At 59.4% G+C, this 25388-nt stretch carries 24 protein-coding genes and 1 riboswitch; of the genes, 11 read left to right on the top strand and 13 right to left on the bottom strand.

What is annotated here, in order from left to right; genetic code table 11:
• Positions 1 to 172: 172 nt before the first annotated feature.
• The 3 genes from G5306_RS17880 to G5306_RS17870 are packed head-to-tail and all read left to right on the top strand — an operon-like array spanning position 173 to position 2618.
• Positions 173 to 991, top strand: coding sequence for a DUF3100 domain-containing protein (locus tag G5306_RS17880; protein WP_042658540.1), 819 nt, complete (start codon positions 173 to 175; stop codon positions 989 to 991).
• Complete coding sequence (locus G5306_RS17875; protein ID WP_033114935.1) at positions 988 to 1437, top strand: hypothetical protein; 450 nt, start codon at positions 988 to 990, stop codon at positions 1435 to 1437. Before G5306_RS17880 ends, G5306_RS17875 begins: the two co-directional genes overlap by 4 nt.
• Entirely contained in the window at positions 1437 to 2618 is a 1182-nt protein-coding gene (locus G5306_RS17870; RefSeq protein WP_421313333.1) for a M20 metallopeptidase family protein, read from the top strand. Before G5306_RS17875 ends, G5306_RS17870 begins: the two co-directional genes overlap by 1 nt.
• 89 nt (positions 2619 to 2707) lie before the next feature.
• On the opposite strand, the gene G5306_RS17865 is transcribed toward G5306_RS17870, so the two are convergent.
• The 8 genes from G5306_RS17865 to G5306_RS17830 all read right to left on the bottom strand — a co-directional run bounded on the left by G5306_RS17865 (position 2708) and on the right by G5306_RS17830 (position 9774).
• Positions 2708 to 3667, bottom strand: a complete 960-nt coding sequence (locus tag G5306_RS17865) for a LysR substrate-binding domain-containing protein (RefSeq protein WP_150997392.1) — start codon at positions 3665 to 3667, stop codon at positions 2708 to 2710.
• 134 nt (positions 3668 to 3801) lie between these two features.
• Positions 3802 to 4428 carry a LysE family translocator gene (locus G5306_RS17860; RefSeq protein ID WP_151285943.1) on the bottom strand — a complete coding sequence of 209 codons (627 nt, stop codon included), beginning with the start codon at positions 4426 to 4428 and terminating at the stop codon, positions 3802 to 3804.
• A 104-nt stretch (positions 4429 to 4532) separates the two neighbouring features.
• On the bottom strand, positions 4533 to 5027 hold the full coding sequence (gene ilvN / locus G5306_RS17855) for an acetolactate synthase small subunit (RefSeq protein ID WP_005311605.1): 495 nt from the start codon (positions 5025 to 5027) through the stop codon (positions 4533 to 4535).
• A 91-nt stretch (positions 5028 to 5118) separates the two neighbouring features.
• Positions 5119 to 6837 (bottom strand): acetolactate synthase 3 large subunit, encoded by a 1719-nt coding sequence (locus G5306_RS17850; protein WP_151285944.1) that lies wholly within the window; start codon positions 6835 to 6837, stop codon positions 5119 to 5121.
• A 390-nt stretch (positions 6838 to 7227) separates the two neighbouring features.
• Positions 7228 to 7380 carry a hypothetical protein gene (locus G5306_RS17845; RefSeq protein ID WP_005341188.1) on the bottom strand — a complete coding sequence of 51 codons (153 nt, stop codon included), beginning with the start codon at positions 7378 to 7380 and terminating at the stop codon, positions 7228 to 7230.
• A 37-nt stretch (positions 7381 to 7417) separates the two neighbouring features.
• Positions 7418 to 8527: an MJ1255/VC2487 family glycosyltransferase gene (locus G5306_RS17840; RefSeq protein ID WP_421222433.1), complete on the bottom strand. Its 1110-nt coding sequence runs from the start codon at positions 8525 to 8527 to the stop codon at positions 7418 to 7420.
• A complete protein-coding gene (locus G5306_RS17835; RefSeq protein WP_042052499.1) occupies positions 8524 to 9027 on the bottom strand; it encodes a phosphatase PAP2 family protein in 504 nt (167 codons plus the stop codon). Before G5306_RS17835 ends, G5306_RS17840 begins: the two co-directional genes overlap by 4 nt.
• Before the next feature lie 126 nt (positions 9028 to 9153).
• Positions 9154 to 9774 (bottom strand): TetR/AcrR family transcriptional regulator, encoded by a 621-nt coding sequence (locus tag G5306_RS17830; RefSeq protein ID WP_005349170.1) that lies wholly within the window; start codon positions 9772 to 9774, stop codon positions 9154 to 9156.
• Between the two features lie 408 nt (positions 9775 to 10182).
• Between G5306_RS17830 and leuA the strand changes: the two genes are divergently transcribed.
• The 5 genes from leuA (at position 10183) to G5306_RS17805 (ending at position 16052) form a co-directional block, all read left to right on the top strand.
• Positions 10183 to 11745: a 2-isopropylmalate synthase gene (leuA, locus tag G5306_RS17825; protein ID WP_421268196.1), complete on the top strand. Its 1563-nt coding sequence runs from the start codon at positions 10183 to 10185 to the stop codon at positions 11743 to 11745.
• A 132-nt stretch (positions 11746 to 11877) separates the two neighbouring features.
• Positions 11878 to 12963, top strand: coding sequence for a 3-isopropylmalate dehydrogenase (leuB, locus tag G5306_RS17820; RefSeq protein WP_319919746.1), 1086 nt, complete (start codon positions 11878 to 11880; stop codon positions 12961 to 12963).
• A gap of 33 nt (positions 12964 to 12996) precedes the next feature.
• Positions 12997 to 14394 carry a 3-isopropylmalate dehydratase large subunit gene (gene leuC, locus G5306_RS17815; RefSeq protein ID WP_421313331.1) on the top strand — a complete coding sequence of 466 codons (1398 nt, stop codon included), beginning with the start codon at positions 12997 to 12999 and terminating at the stop codon, positions 14392 to 14394.
• 12 nt (positions 14395 to 14406) lie between these two features.
• Positions 14407 to 15006, top strand: a complete 600-nt coding sequence (leuD, locus tag G5306_RS17810) for a 3-isopropylmalate dehydratase small subunit (RefSeq protein ID WP_421313329.1) — start codon at positions 14407 to 14409, stop codon at positions 15004 to 15006.
• Between the two features lie 116 nt (positions 15007 to 15122).
• Positions 15123 to 16052: a transglutaminase domain-containing protein gene (locus G5306_RS17805; protein ID WP_421313327.1), complete on the top strand. Its 930-nt coding sequence runs from the start codon at positions 15123 to 15125 to the stop codon at positions 16050 to 16052.
• A 30-nt stretch (positions 16053 to 16082) separates the two neighbouring features.
• On the opposite strand, the gene G5306_RS17800 is transcribed toward G5306_RS17805, so the two are convergent.
• Positions 16083 to 16373 carry a PilZ domain-containing protein gene (locus G5306_RS17800; protein ID WP_005339160.1) on the bottom strand — a complete coding sequence of 97 codons (291 nt, stop codon included), beginning with the start codon at positions 16371 to 16373 and terminating at the stop codon, positions 16083 to 16085.
• Positions 16374 to 16462: 89 nt separating this feature from the next.
• Positions 16463 to 16553, top strand: a riboswitch (TPP riboswitch).
• Between the two features lie 60 nt (positions 16554 to 16613).
• Here G5306_RS17800 and thiB point away from each other — a divergent pair.
• The 3 genes from thiB to thiQ are packed head-to-tail and all read left to right on the top strand — an operon-like array spanning position 16614 to position 19892.
• The gene (gene thiB / locus G5306_RS17795; RefSeq protein ID WP_421313325.1) at positions 16614 to 17594 is read left to right on the top strand and encodes a thiamine ABC transporter substrate binding subunit; all 981 of its coding nucleotides are present in this window, start codon (positions 16614 to 16616) and stop codon (positions 17592 to 17594) included.
• Positions 17591 to 19210 (top strand): thiamine/thiamine pyrophosphate ABC transporter permease, encoded by a 1620-nt coding sequence (thiP, locus tag G5306_RS17790; protein ID WP_139735828.1) that lies wholly within the window; start codon positions 17591 to 17593, stop codon positions 19208 to 19210. The genes thiB and thiP overlap by 4 nt, the downstream gene beginning before the upstream one ends.
• Positions 19197 to 19892, top strand: a complete 696-nt coding sequence (gene thiQ / locus G5306_RS17785) for a thiamine ABC transporter ATP-binding protein (RefSeq protein ID WP_421203454.1) — start codon at positions 19197 to 19199, stop codon at positions 19890 to 19892. The genes thiP and thiQ overlap by 14 nt, the downstream gene beginning before the upstream one ends.
• 81 nt (positions 19893 to 19973) lie before the next feature.
• Here the strand turns inward: thiQ and G5306_RS17780 are convergent, their stop codons facing one another.
• The 4 genes from G5306_RS17780 to G5306_RS17765 all read right to left on the bottom strand — a co-directional run bounded on the left by G5306_RS17780 (position 19974) and on the right by G5306_RS17765 (position 25070).
• Positions 19974 to 21344 (bottom strand): PhoH family protein, encoded by a 1371-nt coding sequence (locus G5306_RS17780; RefSeq protein ID WP_005339173.1) that lies wholly within the window; start codon positions 21342 to 21344, stop codon positions 19974 to 19976.
• Positions 21345 to 21564: 220 nt separating this feature from the next.
• Entirely contained in the window at positions 21565 to 22248 is a 684-nt protein-coding gene (locus tag G5306_RS17775) for an NrdJb (RefSeq protein WP_421313323.1), read from the bottom strand.
• A 10-nt stretch (positions 22249 to 22258) separates the two neighbouring features.
• Positions 22259 to 24406 carry an adenosylcobalamin-dependent ribonucleoside-diphosphate reductase gene (locus G5306_RS17770; protein WP_421313322.1) on the bottom strand — a complete coding sequence of 716 codons (2148 nt, stop codon included), beginning with the start codon at positions 24404 to 24406 and terminating at the stop codon, positions 22259 to 22261.
• A 211-nt stretch (positions 24407 to 24617) separates the two neighbouring features.
• A complete protein-coding gene (locus tag G5306_RS17765) occupies positions 24618 to 25070 on the bottom strand; it encodes a pullulanase (RefSeq protein ID WP_005349109.1) in 453 nt (150 codons plus the stop codon).
• Between the last annotated feature and the right edge of the window lie 318 nt (positions 25071 to 25388).

Raw genomic sequence — 25388 nt, 5'->3', positions numbered from 1 at the left:
CCTTTAACCCTTGGTATCCAGAGGGTTAAAGGGCATACCCCATGAAAAAATGCCATATGGCCAGCTTGATGAAGGTCACATACCTGCCCCTCTTAGCCCCCTATGATGCCCCCATCATCGGTCTGGACAACCCTGACGATGGCCACACATGGGAATAACAAGAGAAAAGACTATGCAGCAAACCAGCCCCCTCAAGACGGTCACGGTCAGCATATTGGCAACCGCCATGCTGATCTTTGTGGCCCAGTACCTGATAGGTAAACAGGAGATCAAGATCGGCATCGCCATCATTCCGATCCTGCCGATGCTCTTTGCCGTCATCATCGGCATGTGCATTTCCGCCAAGCCGATCAAGGATCGCATCCCCGGCTGGAAACAGCTCTTCACCGAGAAAGAAGAGGGCTTCTGCGGCAAGATGGTGGGCTTCAGCCTGCTGATCCTGGGTACCCAGTACGCGGGGATGATCATCCCCAACCTGAAGATGATCCTGAGCGTCGGCGTACCGCTGTTCCTGCAGGAGATTGGCAACCTGCTGCCGATCCTGATCGCCATCCCGCTGGCGGTGAAGTTCGGCTTTGGCCGCCGCGCCATCGGGGCCTGCTCCTCCATCAGCCGTGAGCCGTCCGTCGCGGTCATTCAGGGCAAGTTCGGCACCGGCTCTCAGGAGTACATCGGCGTGCTGGCCATCTACCTGTGCGGCTCCGTTATCGGCACCCTCTGGTTCAGCGTGCTGGGCAGTATCGCCCCGCTCACCGGCCTGCACCCGCTGGCACTGGCTGCCGGTTCCGGTGTGGGCTCAGGCTCCATGCTGAGCGCTGCCTCCGGCGCCCTGATCAACGGTCTCGACGAAGCGCTGGCTCAGCAGGTGCTGAGTATCGCCGCCGCATCGAATCTGCTCTCCTCCGCTCTTGGCGCGCTCTCCCTCACCTATCTGGGTCTGCCGCTCGCTGAAAAAATCTATGCCCTGACCGCTAAAGGAGAGAAAGCATGAAAAGCATCGTAATGGATATGCGGTTCGTCTTTCTGGCGATCCTGCTGGCCATGTTTACCCAGACCCTGACCACCGGCACCCCACTCTGGCTGATGGGTGACAGCTTCATCGCCATGTCACTGGTGGTGTTCGCTTCGCTGATTGCCAAGCGCTACCTGCCCTCCTCCCTGCCGGCGTTTGCCTATGCCACCATCATCGGCATTCTCATCTGCCTGCCGGAAACCCCGGTGCGCGGCCTCTTTATCGACGCCGTCGCCAAGATCTCCTTCCTCTCCTGCTGCGTACCGCTGCTGGCCTTCGCCGGTCTCTCGGTGGGCGGTCAGCTGGAAGAGCTGAAGAAGATGTCCTGGAAAGTGATCCTGATCTTCATGATCGTCTCCACCTGCTGCTTCTTCGGCGCCTCGCTGGTGGCCCAACTCGGCTTCTCCATTCAAGGGATCATCTGATGAACAACCTCCACATTGAACCGGCCCTGCTAGCCCTGCGCAACTTCAGTCAGGAAGTACGCCACCATCTGCACACCATTCCGGAAGCCTCCGGCGTCGAGTTCAAGACCTCGGCCTACTGCCGCGAGCTGATGGCAAGCTTTGGCTACCGCCTCACCGACTACCCGGGCTTCACCGGTTTTCACGGCGATCTGGTGGTTGATCCTGTGCTGCCGACCATCGCCTTCCGGGCCGACATGGATGGCCTCGAGATGCACGACATGAGCGACGTTGCGTTCAAGTCAACCCATGAGGGAATGGCTCACAACTGCGGTCACGACTCCCATATGGCGATCGCTCTGACCGCAGCCAAGTTTCTGGCCGCCAACCGCGATCGCCTCCAGTACAACGTCCGCTTTATCTTCCAGATGGCGGAAGAGGACATGCGGGTACCGGGCGCCGAGAAGATGGTGGAGCTGGGCTGCATGAAGGGGGTGGACGAGGTCTATGCCCTCCATAACGACGGCGCCATGGAGACCGGCACCATCAAGTTCAACAACGGGGTCATTTCCTCCTGGGGCTCCGCCTGGACGCTGGATGTGCATGGCATCTCCGCCCACGGCTCGACCCCCCACAAGGGGCTGGATGCCATCCGCGAAGCGGTGCGGATCATCGAGGATATGGACTACATCGTCGCCAAGCGCACCAGCCCGTTCAGCCCGGCGGTATTTGGCTGCGGCATGATCAACGGCGGCACCATCCCCAACGCCATCGCCGACCATGTGCAGGCGCGCGGCACCATCCGTGCCATGGATGCCGAAACCGACCAGATCCTGAAGAACAGCTTCAAGGAGATCGTGGCCCAGAGCGAACTGCGCGGCTTCAAGACCAAGATGGTCTATGCAGGGTATCCGGCGGTCGAGAACCACGCCGATGCCTGCGCCCGCCTGCTGCAAGCGGCCGCCGACGTATTGCCCTCTGAGGGGATCAACGCTCAGGGTCAGCCGATGACCGGCAGCGAAGACTTCAGCTACATGGTCAACGCCTGCCGTGGCCGCAAGGGTGCCATGTTCTTCCTCGGCAGCGGCTGTCAGGCCAAGGGGATCTGCAACTATCTGCATGCCAACCCCTACTACCTCGATGACGACTGCCTGCTGGTCGGAGCCCAGATCTTTATCAATCTGGCGACCCGCAGCGCTTAATCCCGCATACCGATAAAACCAGAAGAGAGGCAACAGCCTCTCTTTTTTGTCTCTGCATTCTTGCTCTGTGTACGACAAACAACCTGCGGCTAGAGCCACGGCAACTCCGCCATATTGGCAGTCGGCGGCTGGTTGATAAGGTGCAGTTGCACCGTCTCCCGGCTGATATGGGGGGCGTAGAGGTGGATAAAGTCGTACATGTAGTCACGTAGATGGGCATGCTTGCGCAGGCAGATGTGGGTCGCGCTCGAGGCGATCAGGTGGTCGATGTTGAGACTCACCAGACCCTCCCTATCTCCCTCGTCGAAGGCCACGCTGGCAATCACCCCGACCCCCATCCCGAGCCGGACGTAGTGCTTGATCACGTCGGTATCGGTGGCGGTCAGCACAGTTTTCGGCGAGAGGCCGTGGCGGCTGAAAGCCTTGTCCATCTTCGAGCGGCCGGTAAAACCGAACACATAGGTGATGAGGGGATAGCGAGCCAGATCCGCCATTGACAGCGGCTGGCAGTCAAGCAGCGGATGACCGTGCGGCACCACCACACTGCGCCCCCAACGATAACAGGGGACGGCGGCCAGCTCGTCGAATAGGTACATGGACTCGGTGGCGATCGCCATATCCACATCGCCGCTTTGCACCATCTGGGCCAGTTGGGCAGGCGCCCCCTGATGAAGCTGGATCGCCACGTCAGGGTAGCGACGACTGAACTCGGTGATCACCGCTGGCAGCTTGTAGCGGGCCTGGGTGTGGGTGGTGGCGATACGCAGCACCCCGCTGGTAGCCAGTTGCTCCCCGAGCGACAGCTGGTTGATCTGCTCCACCTGCGCCACTACCCCCTTGGCCAGCTCCATCACCTGCTCGCCTGCGCTGGTCAAGCCGACCAGATTCTTCCCCTTGCGGGTAAAGAGGGCGAGCCCCAGCTCATCTTCCAGCATCTTCATCTGCTTGCTGAGGGTTGGCTGGGAGGTGTAGAGCTTCTCCGCCGTCGCCGAGATGTTGAAGTTATTCTTCACTATCTCGGTAAAGTTCTTGAGCCGGGCGATGTTCATCTGGGCAAGGGATCTCGCTGCTGCGGCCAGCAATGCTGGCGTTTATAAGAGAGCGCGGGAGAGACCCGCAGCTAACCGCCGACCATACCACAGCGCGGCACACGATAATCTGCCCCAGGTCAGAAAGCGGCGAGCTAGTCGCTGGCGAGCTTGATCCCGAGTCCGACAAATAGGGTGCCAATGCCCCGGTTGAGCCAGCGACCGAGGCGCTGCGACAACCGTACCTTGTGGCTGGCATAGACGGTGGTAAAGACCAGCAGGTGACACCAGATGATGCCGCCCAGATTGAAGATGCAGCCGAGCAGGATAAAAGCGAGCGCCTTGTCGGGGGCATCCGGCGCGATGAACTGGGGCACGAAGGCGAGAAAAAAGAGCGCCACCTTGGGGTTGAGCACATTGGTCAGCACTCCCTGCCGGTAAATCTGGCCATAGGATAGGGCAGGCAAGGTGATCCCTCTCTCCATTGCACCCGTTGCCTGCTGGCGCAGCAAGGAAAACCCCAGATAGATGAGGTAGATGGCGCCAGCCAGCTTGATAAGGGCAAACAACTCGGCCGAGGCACTGAGCAGGGCCGACAGACCGAGGGCCGCCGCCAGCACATGCACCATGACACCTGTGCCGATACCCAACGTCGTGACTGAACCGGCACGCCACCCTTGCGAGCCGCTGCGCAGCATAACCAGCAGGGAATCCGGCCCCGGCATGATGTTGAGCAGCAGCCCCGAGACCATAAACAGTGCAAGATCATGAATACCGAACATCACCCCTCCCCTCGTAAAGAAAAACCAAACAAAAAGGGCTCCGCAGAGCCCTCTTTTCTTTCACTCTGCGGCAGCTGACGTGTCATCAGCTGTTCCGCCAGCCATCAGGGCCGCAGCGCCTTATCCGCCCGGGAGATACCGCAGACACCGGAGCGCACCACTTCGATGATCTCGTTGGTCTGGGCTGCGGTCTTGATGAAAGCATCCAGCTTCTCGCTGGTGCCCACCAGCTGTACCGTGTACTGCTCGGGGGTAACGTCGACGATCTGGCCGCGGAAGATATCTGCCAGCCGTTTCAGCTCGTCACGGGCCCCACCGGCGGCGCGCGCCTTGACCAGCGCGATCTCCCGCTCGATATGCTCCCCTTCGCTCAGGTCGCACACCTTGAGCACATCCACCAGCTTGTGCAGCTGCTTCTGGATCTGCTCCAGCACCCGCTCGTCCCCCATGGTGACTATGGTCATGCGTGACAGGGTGGGATCCTCGGTCGGCGCTACCGTCAGGGTCTCGATGTTGTAGCCGCGCTGGGAGAAGAGACCCACCACGCGGCTCAGGGCGCCGGATTCGTTCTCCAGCAGTACTGAAATGATGTGTCTCATGATATTTCCCCCGCCTTGCTCAGCCACATCTCGTCCTTGATGGAACCAAACTTGAGCTCCTTGAGCACGACCGAAATAATATGTTCCATCGTCAGGTTCTCTCCGTTTTGCTCAGCCACATCTCATCCATGGCGCCAAACTTGATCTGCATCGGATAGACGTGCTCATCCGGGTCGACCGAGATATCCATGAACACCAGCCGATCCTTCATGGCGAAGGCCTTCTCCATGGCGCTCTCCAGCTCCGCCGGATCACTCACCGCGATGCCGACATGGCCATAGGCTTCCGCCAGTTTGACGAAGTCCGGCAGGGACTCCATGTAAGAGTGGCTGTGACGACCACCGTAGAACATCTTCTGCCACTGCTTGACCATGCCCAGCGCACGGTTGTTGATGGAGATGATCTTGATGGGCACCCCGTACTGCATGCAGGTAGAGAGCTCCTGAATGTTCATCTGCACCGAGCCATCCCCGGTGACGCAGCAGACCACCGCATCCGGATTGGCAAACTGGGCCCCCATGGCGGCCGGAATGCCGAAGCCCATGGTGCCGAGGCCCCCTGAGTTGATCCACTGGCGCGGTTTGGCAAACGGGTAGTAGAGGGCAGCAAACATCTGGTGCTGGCCGACGTCGGAGGCGACGAACGCCTGACCCTGAGTCACCTTGTAGAGGGTCTCGATCACCTGTTGCGGCTTGATCTGGGTAGCCGACTTTTCGTAGGCCAGACAGTGACGGGAGCGCCACTGGTTGATCTGGCTCCACCAGTCCGCCAGCACCTCCTTGTCGTTATCGAAGCCACACTCGCGGATCACTTCCAGCATCTGCTCCAACACGGTTTCCACCGAGCCGACGATAGGCACATGGGCCTGCACCGTCTTGGAGATGGAGGTGGGGTCGATGTCGATATGGACCACGGTCGCATTGGGGCAGAACTTGGCCACGTTGTTGGTGACGCGGTCATCGAAGCGGGCACCGACGGCGAAGATGAGATCCGCGTTGTGCATGGTTTTGTTGGCTTCGAAGGTGCCGTGCATCCCCAGCATGCCGATAAATTGCGGATGGACACCGGAGAAAGCCCCCAGTCCCATCAGGGTGGTGGTCACCGGCAGGTTCAGCAGCTCCGCCAGTTTGGTCACCAGATGGTCCGCATTGGCGTTGATGGCGCCACCGCCCACGTACATCACCGGGCGCTGGGCTTCTACCAGCAGCTTGGCTGCCCGCTTGATCTGCCCTTTATGGCCAGACTTGGTCGGGTTGTAGGAGCGCAGGGAGACCGTCTCGGGATACTGGTAGGGGAATTTTTCTTTCGGGTTCTGCACATCTTTGGGCAGATCCACCACCACCGGCCCCGGGCGGCCGCTGGCGGCAATGTAGTAGGCCTTCTTGATGGCCTCGGGAATATCGCTCGCCTTCTTGCACAGGAAGCTGTGCTTCACCACCGGGCGGGAGATACCGATCATGTCGGTCTCCTGGAATGCATCCTCACCGATCATGCTGGTCGGCACCTGGCCGGAGAGGATCACCAGCGGAATGGAATCCATATAGGCGGTGGCAATACCGGTAATGCAGTTGGTCGCTCCCGGGCCTGACGTTACCAGCACAGTCCCCACCTTGCCGGTGGAACGGGCGTAACCGTCAGCCATGTGAACCGCGGCTTGCTCATGCCGCACCAAGACATGCTCCATCTTGCCGTTTTCGAAGAGAGCGTCATAGATGTCGAGCACTGAGCCACCAGGGTAGCCGAAGACGTGCTCAACTCCCTGATCTTCCAGCGCTCTAACCACCATCTGGGCGCCTGATAACATCTCCATGATAAAGCCCTCCAGGCTTTGCTCCGTTTAGCGAATCCCGCCGACGATGCCGTGCTTCCCGGCACGGCCCGATCCGTTTCTTGTTGTTATCTGAATGCAGATCGGCCCAATTCAGCCCCGTCGACAGTAGAAAAAAAGGATTTTTCCATCATTGACCCGAAAATCGGGTGAAAAAACAACTTAACCCGCTTCATAACGCTTGTCCACGGCTTTATCTGACCAGAACAGTCATACATTTCAACCAGCTATTAACATTCAATGACTTGCCGCTGCGACCATGAGACAAAAGGGAAGGATGTCGGGGAATGGCCAGTGGATCATTCCGCAGAGGAGAAAAACAGCCACAAAAAAGCCCACCGTTCAGCGGTGGGCTTGATGCCGGATGATGATTCAGTTGTCCTGATCCGGCTCTGCCAGCCAGATCTGCTGATCCGGATCTGTCTCTTCACTGACAGAAATGCTGACGCCCATATCGAGCAGTTCGTGCAGGGTTAGATTGTCAGCCAGGTTCATGACTTCGCCGTTTTCATTGGTAAAGCGCATTTGCTCCATCCTCTCCTTGGTGGGGTCGCCTTTCAGTCTAGTCAACAACGCTCACTTGCGATAACCAGCCAGCGGATAAACGCTCTCCCCCATCCAGCTCGCTCAGGCGATCACTCACCTCCTCCGGAAACAGGGTGCGAGCCCAGAGCCGACGAGACAAAGAGGCCACGCTCTCGTCAGCACCCGCAGCCAGCCAGCGGGCCAACTCCCCCGCCACATCGGGGTAACAGACCGCACCCGGCGAGGCGCTGTCGAGCCAGGTACGCACCAGATTGGCATCGAGCACATCCATCAGGGTCGCCAGCCCCATCATCTCCAGAGTCTTGCCATTGGACAGCTGCTCGAACTGGCCAACAAGGGGCTTGACCAGCAGCTTCTTGCCAAGGGTGAGCGCCTCGGAAGCGAGCTCGAAACCCGCGTTGGAGATGACGCCGCGACAACCGGCCAGCACGGCGATAAATCCTTGCCGCGACGGCGGTTCGAAGCGCAGGTTGCGCCACTGGCTCGGGGTGCGAATGGCGGGATGAAAGCAGACGAAGCGCTGCTGACCAAAGCGCGACAACAGGGCTGCGATCGCCTCGCTCTGCTCGAACGGCAGATAGACCAGGATCTCGCCGTTATCCGGCGCGGCGGCGATGGGGTCGATCACCGGTGGTAGCAAGGGGTGGCCGAAGTGAAACCAGTGCAGCCCGAGCGGCTGATCCACTGGGGCAAAGTGGCGCATCAGCTGACGGCTGATCCCATTCTCCCCCCAGCGCGGGATGGGCCAGTTGAAGCTGGCCTGATGGCTGACGGTGAGGCTTGGCTTGCCATAGCGGCGGGCGGCGTGGGCGGTCAGCGGCTCAAAGTCGCTCACCACCAGATCGTATTCGCTGCAGTCGAGAGACCGCAGATCCCGCCAGAAGGTGAGCGGCGAGGCGGCTTGCAGGGTGCGCCACGGAGAAACTCGCCCCTCGTGACTGACAAAAGTGAGGCCGGGAAAGGCGCGGTAGGCGCCAAACTCCTCCATGTCGAAGTAGCAGTCGGCGGAGCGGCCGCTAAAGAGATAATCCACCTCGACCCCTGCCGTGCGCAGCGCCCGCGCCAGGGTGCGACTGCGACTGATGTGGCCGTTGCCGGTGCCCTGCACCCCGAACAGTATCCTCATGAATGGCTCCAGCCGAGCGCCAGCACGGCGCAAGCGCCCCCCAGCAGAGCACCGGCTACCAGATCGCTCAGGTAGTGTACCCCGAGCAGCAACCGGGATGCCCCCACCAGTGCCGCCCAGCCAAACAGCAGGGGTGCCCAGAGCGGAAAACCGGTGGCCAGTATGGTGGCCATCAGAAAGGCTGCGGCGGTATGGCCGGAGGGAAGGCTGTAGCGATCGGAGGGGGTGATAAAGACCGGCAAACCGACTGGCCGTTGCCGTTTCAGGCTGTTTTTCAGCAGCAGATAGAGGGGCAGTTCGATGGCGAAGGCAAGCAGCGCCAGTCGAACCAGTTCACGCTCTGCCTCCCCCAGCCACCAGAGCAAGGCGGCCAGCACGGCGTAAAGCGGGCCATCACCGGTGCGGGAAATGAGACGACTCACCCTCGCCTGCTGCCGGTTGTAACCGTGAAGCAGGCAGACCCGGCACACCTGAAGGTCCCATTGCTGGATCTTGTTCATATCCCCTCCTTCCCTGAATTCTGCTTGCAGAGTAAGAAAGCGGGATGACGTTACGTTGAACAAGGGATAACAGATTTATGAAAAAAGGGCCGAATGGCCCTTTTTAATCTCGATGTTGCGGCAAAATCAGTGGCTGCCGCGCAGACCGGTCTCCATCAGACGGCAGTTGTGGTCCGCCAGACGAGCCATGAAGTGCTCATCCACTTTCAGGCCAAACACCTGCTCGTAGAGATCCTTCATCACGAATGGCTGCCACATCATGCTGAGGAAGGAGATCTTCAGCATGTCGGGATCCAGGTTGTCACCCAGCTCGCCGTTGGACTTCATGGTTTCCAGCAGGGCATCGAACTGCGGCAGCTGGCGTTCCAGCAGACGGTTCAGCACAAAATCCCGGCCCGGGCTCTTCTCGGTCGACAATGCGCTGGAGATGGCAGAGGTCAGCTCGCTGTTGGGCGCCATCACCTGATAGTAGGTGTTGAGCAGCTCGTTGAGGCTGTGATTGCTGTGTTCATCTTGCCAGGCATGGTCGAGGGGTTCGGCCACATCGCCCAATACCGCTTTGTAAAGACCCTCTTTACTGCCAAAGTAGTAGTGGATCATTGCCAGATTGGAGCCAGCAAGCTCCGCGATTTCGCGTGTAGTCACCTTGCTATAGGGAGTATTGAGAAAACGCTCACGGGCGGCAGCAAGCAACTTGTCACGAATGTCAGAACGTCCGACCGGACGACCAGGTCTACGTTTTTCCATTTAACACCTCAGATAATTCAGCCAATGCTGATAAGTCGATCTGGTTGTGCAGAGAATAGAGCACAGCAGGAATGACCAGATAATCGGTCATGGGCCGAATATGGGACAAGGAAATTTGCAATCCTTTACAATCCGATTAAATACGTCAGCAGATTGCCCCTGACCTTCCGTGTTGACACAGCATAAAAATCTCGATATTGGTAAAAGCGTTATCGACTGGAAGGAATAACAACGTCATGCGTATCGCCACCCCGCTACTACTAATCTCCCTAATCGCGTTAACTCGCGCGGGATCCTTGTAGCCGGGCTAAGGCATAGCCGGAATTTACAAAAACCCGTGCACCCTGCACGGGTTTTTTTATGCCGCCGCAGGATGCACGTCACCGAACTTAGGAAGAGGGAAGTCACATGTCAGATCGGGTCATCATATTCGATACTACCTTGCGTGATGGTGAGCAGGCCCTGGCGGCCAGTTTGACAGTCAAGGAGAAGCTGCAAATTGCCCAGGCGCTGGAGCGGCTCGGTGTCGACGTCATGGAGGTAGGCTTCCCGGTCTCCTCTCCCGGCGATTTTCACTCGGTGCAGACCATCGCCCGCCATATCAAGAACAGCCGGGTCTGTGCCTTGGCCCGCGCTCTGCCCAAGGATATCGATGCCGCCGGTGAGGCCTTGCGAGTTGCCGACGCCTTTCGCATCCACACCTTCATCTCCACCTCCTCCATCCATGTGGAGAGCAAGCTGAAAAAGAGCTTCGAGGATGTGCTGGAGATGGGCACCAGCGCCATCAAGCATGCGCTGCGCTACACCGACGATGTGGAGTTCTCCTGCGAGGATGCGGGCCGCACCCCCATCGATAACCTCTGCCGCATGGTGGAGGCCGCCATCAAGGCGGGCGCCCGCACCATCAATATCCCGGATACCGTCGGCTACACGGTACCGACCGAATTCTCCGGCATCATCCATACCCTGTTCAACCGGGTGCCAAACATCGACAAGGCCATCATCTCGGTCCACTGCCACGACGATCTGGGGCTCTCGGTAGCCAACTCCATCGGCGCAGTGCAGATGGGAGCTCGCCAGATCGAGTGCACCATCAACGGCATCGGCGAGCGGGCCGGCAACTGCTCGCTGGAAGAGGTGGCGATGATCCTCAAAACCCGCGCCGATCTGCTCGGGGTGCACACCAACATCCGTCACAACGAAATCCATCGCACCAGCACGCTGGTCAGCCAGCTCTGCAATATGCCGGTGCAGCCCAACAAGGCGATCGTCGGTGCCAACGCTTTCTCCCACAGCTCCGGCATCCATCAGGATGGCGTGCTCAAGGCGAAAAACACCTATGAAATCATCACCCCCGAGAGCATTGGCCTGACCCAGAACAACCTCAACATGACCTCCCGCTCCGGCCGCCACGTCATCAAGCACCGGATGGAGTCCATGGGCTACGCCGAGAGCAGCTACGACCTCGACCACCTCTACGGCAAATTCCTGACCCTGGCCGACAAGAAGGGTCAGGTGTTCGACTACGACCTCGAAGCGCTGGCCTTCTTCAGCCAGATCCACGAAGAGCCGGAGCACTTCAAACTGGAGTACCTCGGGGTGCAGAGCGGCAGCTCGGTACTGGCCACCGCCTCGGTCAAATTGAAGGTAGGACAGGATCTGATCTGCGAAGCGGCTACCGGCAACGGCCCGGTGGATGCGGTCTACCAGTGCATCAACCGCATCACCGGCTATGAGATCCGCATCGACAAATACGCCCTCAAGAGCAAGGGCGAAGGGGAAGATGCCCTCGGTCAGGTCGATATCGTCGCCGAGTACAAAGGGCGCAAATTCCACGGCATGGGACTGGCCACCGACATCATCGAATCCTCGGCCCACGCCCTGCTCCATGTGATCAACAGCATCTGGCGCGCCGATCAGGTCGCCGAACAGATGGAACGCAATAACAGCATCAAATCAGAAACCGTCTGAGCAGGACTCGCTGCCACACAGACGGCATGGAATGACAACATCAAGACGGGGAACGTCTGAACCGGCAACCGCGCGCAGCGTCGGGGAAACCGGACAGAGGGATCTCAAAGACAATATCAGGATGGAGAGTGTATGAGCAGTTATCGGATCGCAGTATTGCCGGGTGACGGCATTGGCCCGGAAGTGATGGCCGAAGCCGTCAAGGTGCTGGAGAAGGTGCAGGCCAGGTTCGGCCTCGCCTTCGAGTATGATAACCATGACGTGGGCGGCATCGCCATCGACAACCACGGTACCCCGCTGCCGCAAAGCACGATCAAAGGCTGCGAAGCGGCCGATGCCGTGCTGTTTGGCTCGGTGGGCGGCCCGAAATGGGAGCATCTGCCGCCCAACGATCAGCCTGAGCGTGGTGCCCTGCTGCCCCTGCGTGCCCACTTCAAACTGTTCTGCAACCTGCGCCCGGCCCGCATCTACACCGGTCTGGAACAGTTCTCCCCGCTGCGTGCCGACATCTCCGATCGCGGCTTCGACATCGCCTGCGTGCGTGAGCTGACCGGCGGCATCTACTTCGGCCAGCCCAAGGGGCGTGAGGGAGAGGGGGCGAACGAGAAGGCATTCGACACCGAGGTGTACCATCGCTTCGAGATTGAGCGCATCGCCAAGATTGCCTTTGAGTCGGCTCGCGTGCGCCGTGGCAAGGTCACCTCCATCGACAAGGCCAACGTACTCGCCTCCTCCATTCTGTGGCGTGAGGTGGTGACGCAAGTCGCCAAGTCCTATCCGGACGTAACCCTCAACCATATGTACATCGATAACGCCACCATGCAGCTCATCAAGGATCCGTCCCAGTTCGACGTGCTGCTCTGCTCCAACCTGTTTGGCGACATTCTCTCCGACGAGTGTGCCATGATCACTGGCTCCATGGGGCTGCTCCCCTCCGCTAGCCTCAACGAATCGGGTTTCGGACTGTTCGAACCGGCCGGTGGTTCGGCCCCGGATATCGCCGGCAAAGGAATTGCCAACCCCATCGCCCAGATCCTCTCCGCCGCCCTGATGCTGCGCTACAGCCTGGGCCAGGAAGCCGCAGCTCAAGCCATCGAGCAGGCCGTGGCCCAGACCCTGGCCGAGGGTTACTTCACCGCCGACCTGCATCAGGCCAGCGCCCGCCATCCGGTGCAGAGCACGTCCGAGATGGGTAGCCAGATCGCCGCCCGGATCTGAGCCGCATAACAGAGAACAAGGAAGAGAGAAGCAATGGCCAAGACCCTCTATCAGAAAGTATTCGACGCCCACGTGGTACGGGAAGTGGAAGGGGAGACCCCCCTCATCTACATCGACCGCCATCTGGTGCATGAAGTGACCAGCCCGCAGGCATTCGACGGCCTGCGCGCCATGAATCGCCAGCTGCGCCGCCCGGATCTGACCTGGGCCACCATGGATCACAACGTCTCCACCACCACCAAGGACATCGCCGCCTCCGGCGAGATGGCCCGCATCCAGATGGAGATGCTGGCGGACAACTGCAAGGAGTTCGGGGTTCGCCTCTACGATCTCAACCACAAATATCAGGGGATCGTCCATGTGATGGGCCCCGAGCTCGGCATCACCCTGCCCGGCACCACCATCGTCTGCGGCGACTCCCACACTGCCACCCACGGCGCCTTCGGCTCGCTGGCGTTCGGCATCGGCACTTCCGAAGTGGAACATGTGATGGCAACCCAGACCCTGAAACAGGGCCGCGCCAAGACCATGCGCATTTCGGTCAACGGCAAGCTGGCCGAGGGCATCAGTGCCAAGGACGTGGTGCTGGCCATTATTGGCAAGGTCGGCCATGCCGGCGGTACCGGCTATGTGGTGGAATTCGCCGGCGAGGCCATCGAAGGCCTCACCATGGAAGGGCGGATGACGGTGTGCAACATGGCCATCGAGCTGGGCGCCAAAGCGGGGATGATTGCCCCCGACCAGACCACCATCGACTACATCCGTGGCAAGGAGTTTGCCCCCAAGGGCGAGGTACTGGAGCAGGCCATCGCCTACTGGCAGAGCCTCAAGAGCGACGAAGGTGCCCGCTTCGATGCAGAGGTAGTGCTGGACGCTGCCGACATCGCTCCCCAGGTCACCTGGGGCACCAACCCGGGTCAGGTGATTGCCGTCAATGAACCGATTCCGGCGCCGGAATCCTTTAGCGATCTGATGGAGCAGCAGTCCGCCCGCAAGGCTCTGGCCTACATGGATTTGCAACCGGGCCAGAAGCTCTCCGACGTTGCCATCGACAAGGTGTTCATCGGCTCGTGCACCAACAGCCGCATCGAGGATCTGCGTGCCGCCGCCGCCATCGCCCGCGGTCGAAAGGTCGCCGCTGGCGTGCAGGCGCTGGTGGTGCCTGGCTCAGAGCAGGTGAAGGCGCAGGCCGAAGTCGAGGGTCTGGACAAGATCTTCATCGAGGCCGGTTTTGAGTGGCGCCTGCCCGGCTGCTCCATGTGTCTGGCGATGAACAACGACCGGCTGCAACCGGGGGAGCGCTGCGCCTCCACCAGCAACCGCAACTTCGAAGGGCGTCAGGGCCGCGCCGGCCGCACCCATCTGGTGAGCCCGGCCATGGCCGCCGCCGCCGCCGTCACCGGCCGCTTCGCCGACATTCGCGCACTGTAAGAGGACATTTCGATGACAGGATTCAAACAGCACAAAGGGATCGTCGTCCCCCTCGACAGCGCCAACGTCGACACCGACGCCATCATTCCCAAGCAGTTTTTGCAGAAGGTCAACCGCATCGGTTTCGGTAAGCATCTGTTCCATGACTGGCGCTTTCTGGACGATGCCGGCCAGCAGCCCAACCCCGAGTTTGTACTGAACCAGCCGCAATTCGCCGGTGCCAGCATTCTGCTGGCCCGCGAGAACTTCGGCTGCGGGTCTAGTCGCGAGCACGCCCCCTGGGCGCTGGCCGACTACGGCTTCAAGACCATCATAGCCCCGAGCTTTGCCGACATTTTCTACGGCAACGCCATCAACAATGGCATGGTACCGGTGCGTCTGAAGGAGGAGGAGATCGATGCCCTGTTCCAGCTGGTTGCCGCCCTGCCGGGCATCGAGATCGAGGTGGATCTGGAAGCCAATCAGGTGCGTGCAGGTAGCCTCTGCTTCGGTTTCGAGATCGACGAATTCCGCCGTTATTGCCTGCTCAACGGCTTGGATGCCATCGGCCTGACCCTGCAGCACGAGGCCGCCATCAGCGCCTTTGAGGCAAAGCAGCCGAGCTGGATTTAATCAGCCAGTTGCAAAAAACGAGTAGAATCAACAGGGAGCTTCGGCTCCCTGTTTTACTGTCCGCGACGCTTCCCACTTTGGACCACCGGAACTGGCCCGTGCCACAGGAAAGGATGATGAAGAGACCGACGGCAATTCCTCTGCTCTGTGCCCTGCTGCTTGCCCTGCCTGCGGGGGCCAGCCAAACCAGCTTCAACAACAGCCTCGGCCAGATCAGCGTCGGCTGGCAGGATAGCGAAGGCAAATCCCAACAGCTCACCTACCGGCTCGAACAGGGCAAGTTACCGCCTCTCATCGCCTATCGCCCGGCCAGAATGCAGGAGGAGGTATTGCAGGTATTGCTGCGGGAGGTGCGCCAGAACTACCCCGAGGTGCAGTTCACCCTCTCCCGCCCCTCGCTGGAGCTGCATCTGAAAAGCCGCAATCAGGACAAGGCACGCGAGGCGATGGCCTTTCTGCAGTCCAAGCGGAGCAAAGAGGAGCAGGCGTGGCTGACCAAACACTACTTCCAGTACTTCAACACCCCCGACGGGCAGCTGGCGGTGAAGCAAGATCATGTGCGCATCGCGCTGGAGAGTCGCAGCGGGCTGGCTCCGCTGGCGGATCAGCTCAAACAGCAGGGCAGTACCGAAACAGAAGCGCGCCAGAAAACCGTGGCCCATATGCTCACCTTTATCCAGAGCATCCCCTATCAGCAGCTCGACAGCCTGAATGGAAGACAGGGCAAGGGCTTCCTCCCGCCCCGTCAGGTGCTGGAGCAGAACCGGGGGGACTGCGACAGCAAGGTAACCCTGATGGCCGCCATGCTGGCCCAGCTCTTTCCCGAGCTGAAACAGGCCATGGTGTTCGTCCCCGGCCATGCCCTGCTGGCCGTTGACCTGCCCGCCAAGCCGGGGGATGCGACCCTCAACTGGCAGGGGCAGAACTACCTGCTGCTCGAACCTACCGGTCCCGCCACCTTGCCTGCGGGCCAAATAGCATCGACCAGCAAAACGCTGGTCGATAGCAAGCAGTTGAGTGTGCAGTCGGTTCAGGAGAAAGGCTAATCCCCTCCCTCTGCCGATGGGGAGAAAGGACTAACCCTGAGGCAGAAACTCTACCGCCAGCAGCAACCCGCTCTCCTCCTCCAGCACCCGGATAATACGGGCATGGGCTTCAAAGGGGGGCAACAGGTTGTTGTTGGTGGCAAGACTGATCCGGATGGGCTGATTGATGTCGAGCTGGTGTTCAGAGACCGCAATCCCCATGCCGTTGGCACTGAGATCCCGGCAGATCCCCTCCAGCACCAGCTGCTGCTGATAGACGGTGACCGGAGCATTGATGACCATGCGCGCAAAGGCACGCCTTTCCTTGGTATTGGTAAGCACGCGAACATCCTCTGTTGGGTGGGCGTCATCTCATGGGTATTGCACAATTGTGCTGGTCTACCCAAAAGAACGTTAATACAATGCGGTTCGTTTCTCAAACGGGGTGCGGTTTACCGCTGAGATTATACCCGTGTACCTGATCCAGATAATGCTGGCGGAGGAATTTGAGGCATGGCGCTCATTTTTTGCGCCCTCACCCGCTGGCACCTCGTTATTAACAAGTAATAGGGAGTGCCACCCATGAAGACCCTGCTGCTGGTCACCACCGGCCTGCTGTCGGCCAATGTGTTCGCCGCCGACACCCTCACCGTCTATACCTACAGCTCTTTCACTGCCGAGTGGGGTCCGGGGCCCAAGATCAAACAGGCCTTCGAGAAAGCGTGCGACTGCACCCTCAATCTGGTTCCCCTCGAAGATGGGGTCGCCATTCTCAACCGACTGCGGCTGGAGGGCAACCACAGCAAGGCCGATCTGGTGCTGGGGCTTGACGATGCCCTCATCAGCGAAGCCAAGCAGAGCGGTCTGTTCGCCCCCCATCCCGCCAAGCTCGACAGCATCAAGGTGCCGGGTGGCTGGCAGGATGACACCTTCGTCCCCTACGACTACGGCTACTTCGCCTTTGTCTATGACAAGGACAAACTCAAGCAGCCGCCCAAGAGCCTGAAAGAGCTGGTGGAGCGTCCCGACCTCAAAGTGATCTATCAGGATCCCCGCACCTCCACCCCGGGGCAGGGGCTGATGCTGTGGATGAAGTCTGTCTACGGCGACAAGGCGCCTGCCGCCTGGGCCGAGCTTGCCAAAAAGACGGTCACCGTCACCAAGGGGTGGTCAGAGGCTTATGGCATGTTCCTTGATGGTGAAGCGGACATGGTGCTCTCCTACACCACCTCTCCGGCCTATCACCTGATTGCCGAGAACAAGCCCCAGTATCAGGCCGCCGCCTTCGAAGAGGGTCACTACCGTCAGGTAGAAGTGGCCGCCAAGCTGAAGAGCGCCAAACAGGAGAAGCTGGCTGACCAGTTCCTGCAATTTATGGTGAGCCCCGCCTTCCAGCAGGAAATCCCGACCGGCAACTGGATGTATCCGGTTATCGACACGCCGCTGCCCAAGGGCTTCGAGCAGATGATCACCGTAGACAAGTCGCTCGCCTTCAGCAGCGATGAGGTGGCCGCCAATCGCAAAGGGTGGATCCGCGAGTGGCTGCAAGCCGTCACCCAGTGAGCCGTTATCTGAAACCACAGGTTCGTCCCCTCTGGTGGTTACCGGGCAGTGCAGCCACCCTGTTGATCCTGCTTTTATCCCTCGGGCCGCTCGCGGCCCTGTTGTGGCAGGCCGGTTCGCTGGCCCCCCGCACCCTGCTCGCAGATCCTTATCTGCGTCATGTGCTGGGCTTCAGTCTGGGACAGGCACTGCTCTCCACCCTGCTCAGTCTCGGGCTGGCCATTCCAGTGGCCCGCGCGCTAGCGCGGCGGCGCTTCCTTGGCCGAACCCTGCTGATCAAGCTGTTTGGTCTCTCGCTGGTACTGCCGGTCATCATCGCCATCTTCGGCATAGTAGCGGTACACGGCAAGCAGGGGTGGCTGCCGCAACTGTTGCGCTCACTGGGGCTGGATCCCGGCAACTATCTCTACGGCCTGTTCGGTATCCTGCTGGCCCACGTCTTCTTCAATATGCCGCTGGCGGCACGCCTGATGTTGCAGAGCATAGAGAGCATCCCCGAATCGAGCTGGCGCCTCGCCAGCCAGCTCGGCATGCGCTCATCCCACATCTTTCGGCTGCTGGAGTGGCCGCTTATTCGCGGCATATTGCCGGGGCTGGCCAGCCTCATCTTTATGCTCTGCTTCACCAGCTTCACCACAGTGCTGGCACTGGGAGGCGGGCCGAAAGCCACCACGCTGGAGGTGGCCGTCTATCAGGCGCTGCGCTTTGACTTCGATCTCGCCACCGCAGGCGGACTGGCGCTGGTGCAGCTCATCCTGACCGCCGCCCTGCTCGCCCTGCAGCACAAGCTGCAGAGTACCCCGGCCAGCAGGGTGGCCCCCCATCGTCCCTGCCTGCGGCCGGACCGTCATCAGCCGGGCACGGCCGTGGTGGATCTGCTCTCGCTCGGTATCGGGCTCGTCATCTTTCTGCCACCGCTGCTGGCCATCGTGGTGGCAGGCCTTCAACCCGACCTGCTGACAGCGCTCACCTCCACCAAACTGTGGCAGGCGAGCGGTCAATCGCTGCTGATTGCGTTGGCAGCCGGTGCATTGGCCACCTTGCTCGGCGGTGCACTGCTGCTGACCAGCCGCCATCTACGGATACGGGCTCGCAAGCGGCGGGCTGCCGCCCTGTGGGAGGCCAGCGGCTCGGTGATCCTGATGATCCCGGCAGTGGTGCTCTCTACCGGTCTCTTTATCCTGTTTATGCCGTTCGCCGATGTGTTCGCCCTCGGCCCCTGGCTGGTGGTGCTGGTCAACGCCCTGATGGCGCTACCCTACGTGCTGCGCACCCTCTCCGCCCCCATGCAGCTGGTGGTGCGCCAATACGACCGGCTGGCGGATAGCCTGGGGGTACGCGGCCTGCATCGCCTGCGACTGGTGGAGTGGCCGCTGCTGCGCCGCCCGCTAGCACTAGCGATGGCACTGTCGATGATCCTCTCGCTGGGGGATCTCGGCGCCATCGCCATGTTTGGCAGTCAGGAGCTCACCACCCTGCCCTGGCTGCTCTACCAACAGCTTGGCAGCTATCGATTGACCGAGGCAGCCGCCACCGCTCTGCTGCTGCTGACGCTCTGTTTCTCCCTGTTCTGGCTGGTGGAGCGGGGTCTTGGAGGAAAACATGCTGAACATTGATATGCTTGCGACCAGCTACCCCGACTGGCGCGTCAGCTTCAGCGCGACCCTGCCCAAGGGAGAGATCACCGCACTGATCGGCCCAAGCGGCGCAGGTAAATCAACCCTGCTCGGGATGATCGCCGGATTCGTGCCGGTGGAGTCGGGCCGCCTCAGCTTCGATGGCGAAGATCTGCTGCCACTGGGCCCGGCCGAGCGACCAGTCACCACCCTGTTTCAGGATCACAACCTGTTCCTCCATCTGTCGGTGTTCGACAATATCGCCATCGGCTTGCACCCGGGTCTGCGCCTGCGTGCCGCCCAGCGGGCACAGGTGCTCGATGCAGCCGCACGGGTTGGTCTTGGCGAGATGTTAAACCGCCAGCCTGAACAGCTCTCCGGCGGCCAGCAGCAGCGGGTCGGGCTGGCTCGCGCGCTGGTGCGCGGCAAACCGCTGCTGCTGCTGGATGAGCCCTTCTCTGCCCTCGATCCCGCCCTGCGCCGGGAGATGCTGGCCGAAGTGGCGCGCCTCGCCTGCGAACAGGGCATTACCGTACTGATGGTGTCCCACAATCCGGAAGATGCCCAGCTTATCGCCGATCAGGTGCTGTTTGTCGACGAGGGGCGCATCGCCCTGCAAGGCAAGCCGGATATTCTGCAAAACAGCGACCACCCGGGGCTGCTGCGCTATCTTGGCCAATAACCCTTGGGAATAAAGACTGCGCCATGATCAAAAAGGGAAGCCAAGTGGCTTCCCTTTTTCATATGAAGATAGTCAGCTAAATCAGAGATTTTCCTCGGCGAACGAAGCCAGTCGGCTGCGCACGACGCCATTGAGGAAGATGTTGGCACTGCCGTCAAAATCCTTGAAACGCTCGACGATGTAGGTGAGACCCGAGGTCACCGGGCTAAGGTAGTTGGAGTCGATCTGGGCCAGGTTACCAGAGCAGACGATCTTGGTGCCTTCGCCGCAACGGGTGATGATGGTCTTGATCTGGGAAGCGGTCAGGTTCTGGCACTCATCCAGCAGCACGAAGGTGTTCTGGATGCTGCGCCCGCGCATGAAGTTGACCGATTTGAACTGGATATTGGCCTTCTCCATGATGTAGCTGAGCGAGCCGCTCATGTTCTCGTCCTGCTTGTGCAGCACCTCCAGGGTGTCGGTCACCGCCGCCAACCAGGGCATCATCTTCTCCTCTTCGGTGCCGGGCAGAAAGCCGATGCTTTCAGCAATTTCCGGGGTATTCCGGGTGACGATCACCTTCTCGTAAATGCCCTTCTCAATCACCAGCTCCAGCGCAGCAGCCATTGCCAGCAAGGTCTTGCCGCAACCGGCCGGGCCGGTCAGGATCACCAGATCGATGTGCGGATCGAGCAGTGCATCCAGCGCCATCCCCTGATAGACATTCTTGGGGTGTACACCCCACGCCTTGCGAGACATCAGTCGCTCGCGGCCCAGATCCTTGATGCGGATCTTGCTGCCATCGTGGCTGAGCACCCGGGCGGCGAAGAAATTCTCTTCATCCACCAGATACTGGTTTACGTGAACCCCTTCCAGCAGATTGGCATCGATCACATGGATGGTGTCGCGACCATGGGTCTCGCTCTCGCACTCGCCAACCCGCTCCCAGAAGCTGCCGGGCACCACCTGAAAGCCTTTGGCCAGCAGGCGGATATCATCGATCAGCTGGTCACTACGGTAATCTTCAACGTGAGCAAGTCCGGCTCCCTTGGCCTTGAGGCGCATGTTGATGTCTTTGGTGACCAGCACCACCTGGCGCTTCAACTCATGCTTTTGCAGATAGAGGGCCGCGTTGATGATACGGTTGTCGGCCTCCTTGTCGGTAAAGACCTCGGCATCCTGCGGCAGATGGTGATCGCTGAAGATGCAGATATTGCCGCTCGCTTCGCCAGCCAGCGGCACGCCCTGGGTGATCTGATCCGGGGTTGCATCGCGGAACACATCTTCCAGCGCACGAATGGCCACCCGCGCGTCGCGGCTGACATCCTTGTTGCGATCCTTGATGTTATCGAGCTCTTCCAGCACAGTCATGGGGATGAGCACGTCGTGCTCTTTGAAGGAGTAGATAGCGAGGGGTTCGTGAAGCAGAACGTTGGTATCCAGGATAAACAGCTTTCGGTCCGTATTGTCCATAAGCATCCTCCTTGGCACTGAAGGGCCACGTGTGTGAATCTCAGATGTCATTGAAACCACACGGCCGTGACAGTTTTATTACCCTCAACGCTACGCCCGATTTTACTATCGCGCAACAAATCACTTGGCCGCCTGATGTGATTGCGCATAAAAACAGCAATACAAAGACCGGCACTGTGGCCGGTCTCTTTTCTATCGTTCAACTACTTGGGCATGTTTGTCAGCCGCACTTGGAGTCGCCACAGTTGAGGCAAGTCATGCAGCCATCCTTCAGCACCTGCGCCTTGGTGTGGCACTTGTAGCAGAGCGCGGCATTGGCCGGGAAACCACTGCCACTCTGTTGCTCTTCAGCCTCCTGAGCCGCCTTCAACTCGGCCTGTTTCTCAGCCAGAAACGCCTGCTGATGCTCGTCCAGCCCGGTTGCCTTGAGCATGCCGATCTCGGTGAGATGGCTCTCGATCACGTTGCCAATTTCGGCGATCAGCGATGGCACATACTTGCCCTTGTTCCAGTAGCCGCCCTTGGGATCAAACACCGAGCGCAGCTCCTCCACTAGGAAGGTGACATCCCCACCCTTGCGGAATACCGCCGAGATGATGCGGGTCAGCGCCACGATCCACTGATAGTGCTCCAGGCTCTTGGAGTTGATGAAAATCTCGAACGGACGGCGAGTTTCGTGAACCGTGCCCTCGTTGAGAATGATGTCGTTGATGGTGATGAACAGCGAGTGCTCGGAGACATGCTCCGGCGTCTTCAACTTGTAGGTGGTGCCCATCAGCCGCTCCGGGCGCAGCACGGTTTCGTGCATATGCACTACGTCATCCTGCACAGAGAGATCTTCTTGCGGCTCATCCTTGGTACGCACCTTGTAGGCGACGATTTTCTTGTCGATCTTCTTGACCATAATGTCGTTCTCAGAATTTACCGTAATAGCCTTCTTTCAAGGCGTCGTAGAGGTTGGCGGCCGTATGCAGCTCGCCATCGTATTCGATCTCTTCGTTCCCCTTGACGGAGATGATGGAGCCATCCTCTAGGGTGAAATCGTACAGGGTGTTCTCCAGATCCTTCTCCTTCACCAGCACGCCCTGGAAGGCCTCCGGATTGAAGCGGAAGGTGGTGCAGCCCTTGAGGCCAGAGTCCGAGGCATACATGTAGATGTCCTTGAACTGCTCGAACGGGAAATCGGTTGGCACGTTGGCAGTCTTGGAGATGGAGGAGTCAATCCAGCGCTGGGCCGCCGCCTGAATGTCCACATGCTGCGCCGGGCTGATGTCATCGGCAGTAATGAAATAGTCCGGCAGACTGCTCGCCTCATCATCGGCATAGGGCATGGCGGCCGGATTCACCAGCTCACGATAGGCCAGCAGCTCGAAGGAGTAGACATCCACGCTCTCTTTGCTCTTCTTGCCCGGCTTGATAACGTTGCGGCTGTAGTGGTGAGCAAAGCTCGGCTCGATGCCGTTGCTGGCGTTGTTGGCCAGTGACAGCGAGATGGTGCCGGTCGGTGCAATACTGCTGTGGTGAGTGAAACGCCCACCCACTTCGGCCAGCTCGGCGACCAGCGCAGGATCCACTTCGGCAACCTGCTGCATATAGCGGCTATAGCGCGCATGCAGCACCTTGCCCTTCACCTTGTCACCCACCTTGATGCCATCAGCCGCCATTTCCGGGCGCAGACGCAGCATCTTGCCGGTCACTTCGAACTCCTGCTCCATGATGGGGGCAGGGCCCTTCTCCCTGGCAAGACGCAGGGACTCCTGCCAGCCGGTCATCGCCAGCTCCTGGGATACCTGCTCGGTAAAGGCTACGGATGCCGCAGATCCGTACTTGATCTGCAGCATGGTGAGGGTCGAACCAAGACCCAGGAAACCCATGCCATGCCGGCGCTTGGCTGTGATCTCCTCGCGCTGTTTGGCCAGTGGCAGTTGGTTGATCTCCACCACGTTGTCGAGCATGCGAGTAAAGATGGCCACCACCTTGCGAAACGCCTGCCAATCGAATGCCGCGTTTTCAGTAAAAGGGTCGCGCACAAACTTGGTCAGATTGACCGAGCCCAGCAGACAGGCACCGTAGGGCGGCAACGGCTGCTCACCACAGGGGTTGGTCGCGCGGATCTCTTCACAGAACCAGTTGTTGTTCATCTGGTTGACCTTGTCGATCAGGATGAAGCCGGGCTCTGCATAGTCATAGGTGGAGGTCATGATGACATTCCACAGCTTGCGTGCCGGCAGGGTCTTGTAGACCTTGCAGGCGACCTGCCCCAACTCGTTGAATACAACCCCTTCCTTGTTGGGCCAGTCGGCCCATAGCACCTGAGCGGGATCGTCCAGCGCAATGCCATCCTGCTCCACCTCTTTGGCGGTGTAGGGGAAGATCAGCGACCAGGGGGCATCCTCTTTCACCGCCTTGACGAAATCTTCGGTGATGAGCAGAGAGAGGTTGAACTGACGCAGGCGGCCATCTTCACGCTTGGCCTGAATAAACTCGATCACATCGGGATGGCGGATATCCATGGTGCCCATCTGGGCGCCGCGACGGCCACCGGCTGACGAGACGGTGAAACACATCTTGTCATAGATATCCATAAAGGAGAGCGGGCCGGAAGTGTAGGCACCGGCACCGGAGACAAAGGCACCGCGCGGGCGCAGGGTCGAGAAGTCATAGCCGATACCACAACCGGCTTTCAGGGTCAGACCGGCCTCGTGCACCTTGCCGAGGATATCGTCCATCGAATCTTCGATGGTGCCGGAAACAGTACAGTTGATGGTTGAAGTGGCAGGCTTGTGCTCAAACGCCCCGGCGTTGGAGGTGATGCGGCCCGCCGGAATGGCCCCATTGCGCAGCGCCCACAGGAACGGCTCATACCAGGCCTCCGGTTCCAGCTCCTGCTCTGCCAACGCACGGGCAACCCGCTGGTAAGTCTCATCGATAGAGCTGTCGATGGGAGTGCCATCCTTGCTCTTGAGGCGATACTTGCTATCCCAGATCTCGAGGGACGTTTCCTGCATGGGGATAAGGCGGGAGCCAAGCTCACTCTCCAGCACCGGGTTCGATTTAGCCATTTTCAATCAACCTTATGTGAATGCATCGACATCATGACAACAGCACAAAACACAACAAATAGTGCCATCTAAAATTAATGACACAACATATAGTACACCTGATGCCATGAAGGCGCCGATTCTAACCTAAAAAAATGCCCCGGCCAGCAGATTTCTGGGCCAGGGCACTTAACTGATTAATTTACTGAGAGATTTAACACTCAGAGATAGATCAGGGCTTCTTGACGTATACCGTCGGTGTTTCACCCGCCATATTCAGATAGAACTCGTAGACGCCATCGGCATCCGGTGAGAACTTCATGTCCTCATACTTGGAACAGGGGTTGACCGGCACAGCCTCACCACCCAGTACGGCAACACCATCACTCGGGCTCTTGTAGCCAAAGTTGGTGCCACAGCTCCAGCCTGAATCAGCAAACTTGAACTTGTAGGGGGCCCACTCTTTCTTGAGGGTGCCTTTAGCCATATAGAGCTTGTCGGCTACCTTGACTACCTTGCTTTCATCAGTCGCCATCCAGTCGTTCATCTCCCCGCGCAGGTAGATGGACTTGCCACCGAAGTCGCTGTTGTCTGCCCCCGCCTGCTCTGCACCACCATTGGATGCGCAACCGCCTAATACCAGGGTTCCCGCCGCCAGCATCATCGTTACTGTTCTCTTGAACATGAGTCTATTCCTTAAATTATTGTGATTCCTTGGTCCATCAATATGGACTGAAGAATTAAACCAGAGGAGGCATCACAAGAAAGGTAGAGGCATCACATTCTGTGTTTTTTATATCCAACCCATTGAACCAGCGAGCAAATATTGAACACGAAAGGAGATCCCTTTGGGGCTTCGCAGGGGGATTCAATGAATGACAAGAAGGGAAAAGCTTAATAAGCTGGCGACTTGCTGAATAGCAGGTAATAAAAAACCCCGCTCATAGAGCGGGGTTTCTTGTATTGGGTGCCTGGCAGTGTCCTACTCTCGCATGGCGAATGC

It is taken from the genome of Aeromonas sp. 603404, assembly GCF_049171775.1.
Taxonomy (GTDB): domain Bacteria; phylum Pseudomonadota; class Gammaproteobacteria; order Enterobacterales; family Aeromonadaceae; genus Aeromonas; species Aeromonas veronii_A.
The sequence above is the reverse complement of the archived record's forward strand: the minus strand, read 5'-3'. Positions and strand labels throughout refer to the sequence as shown.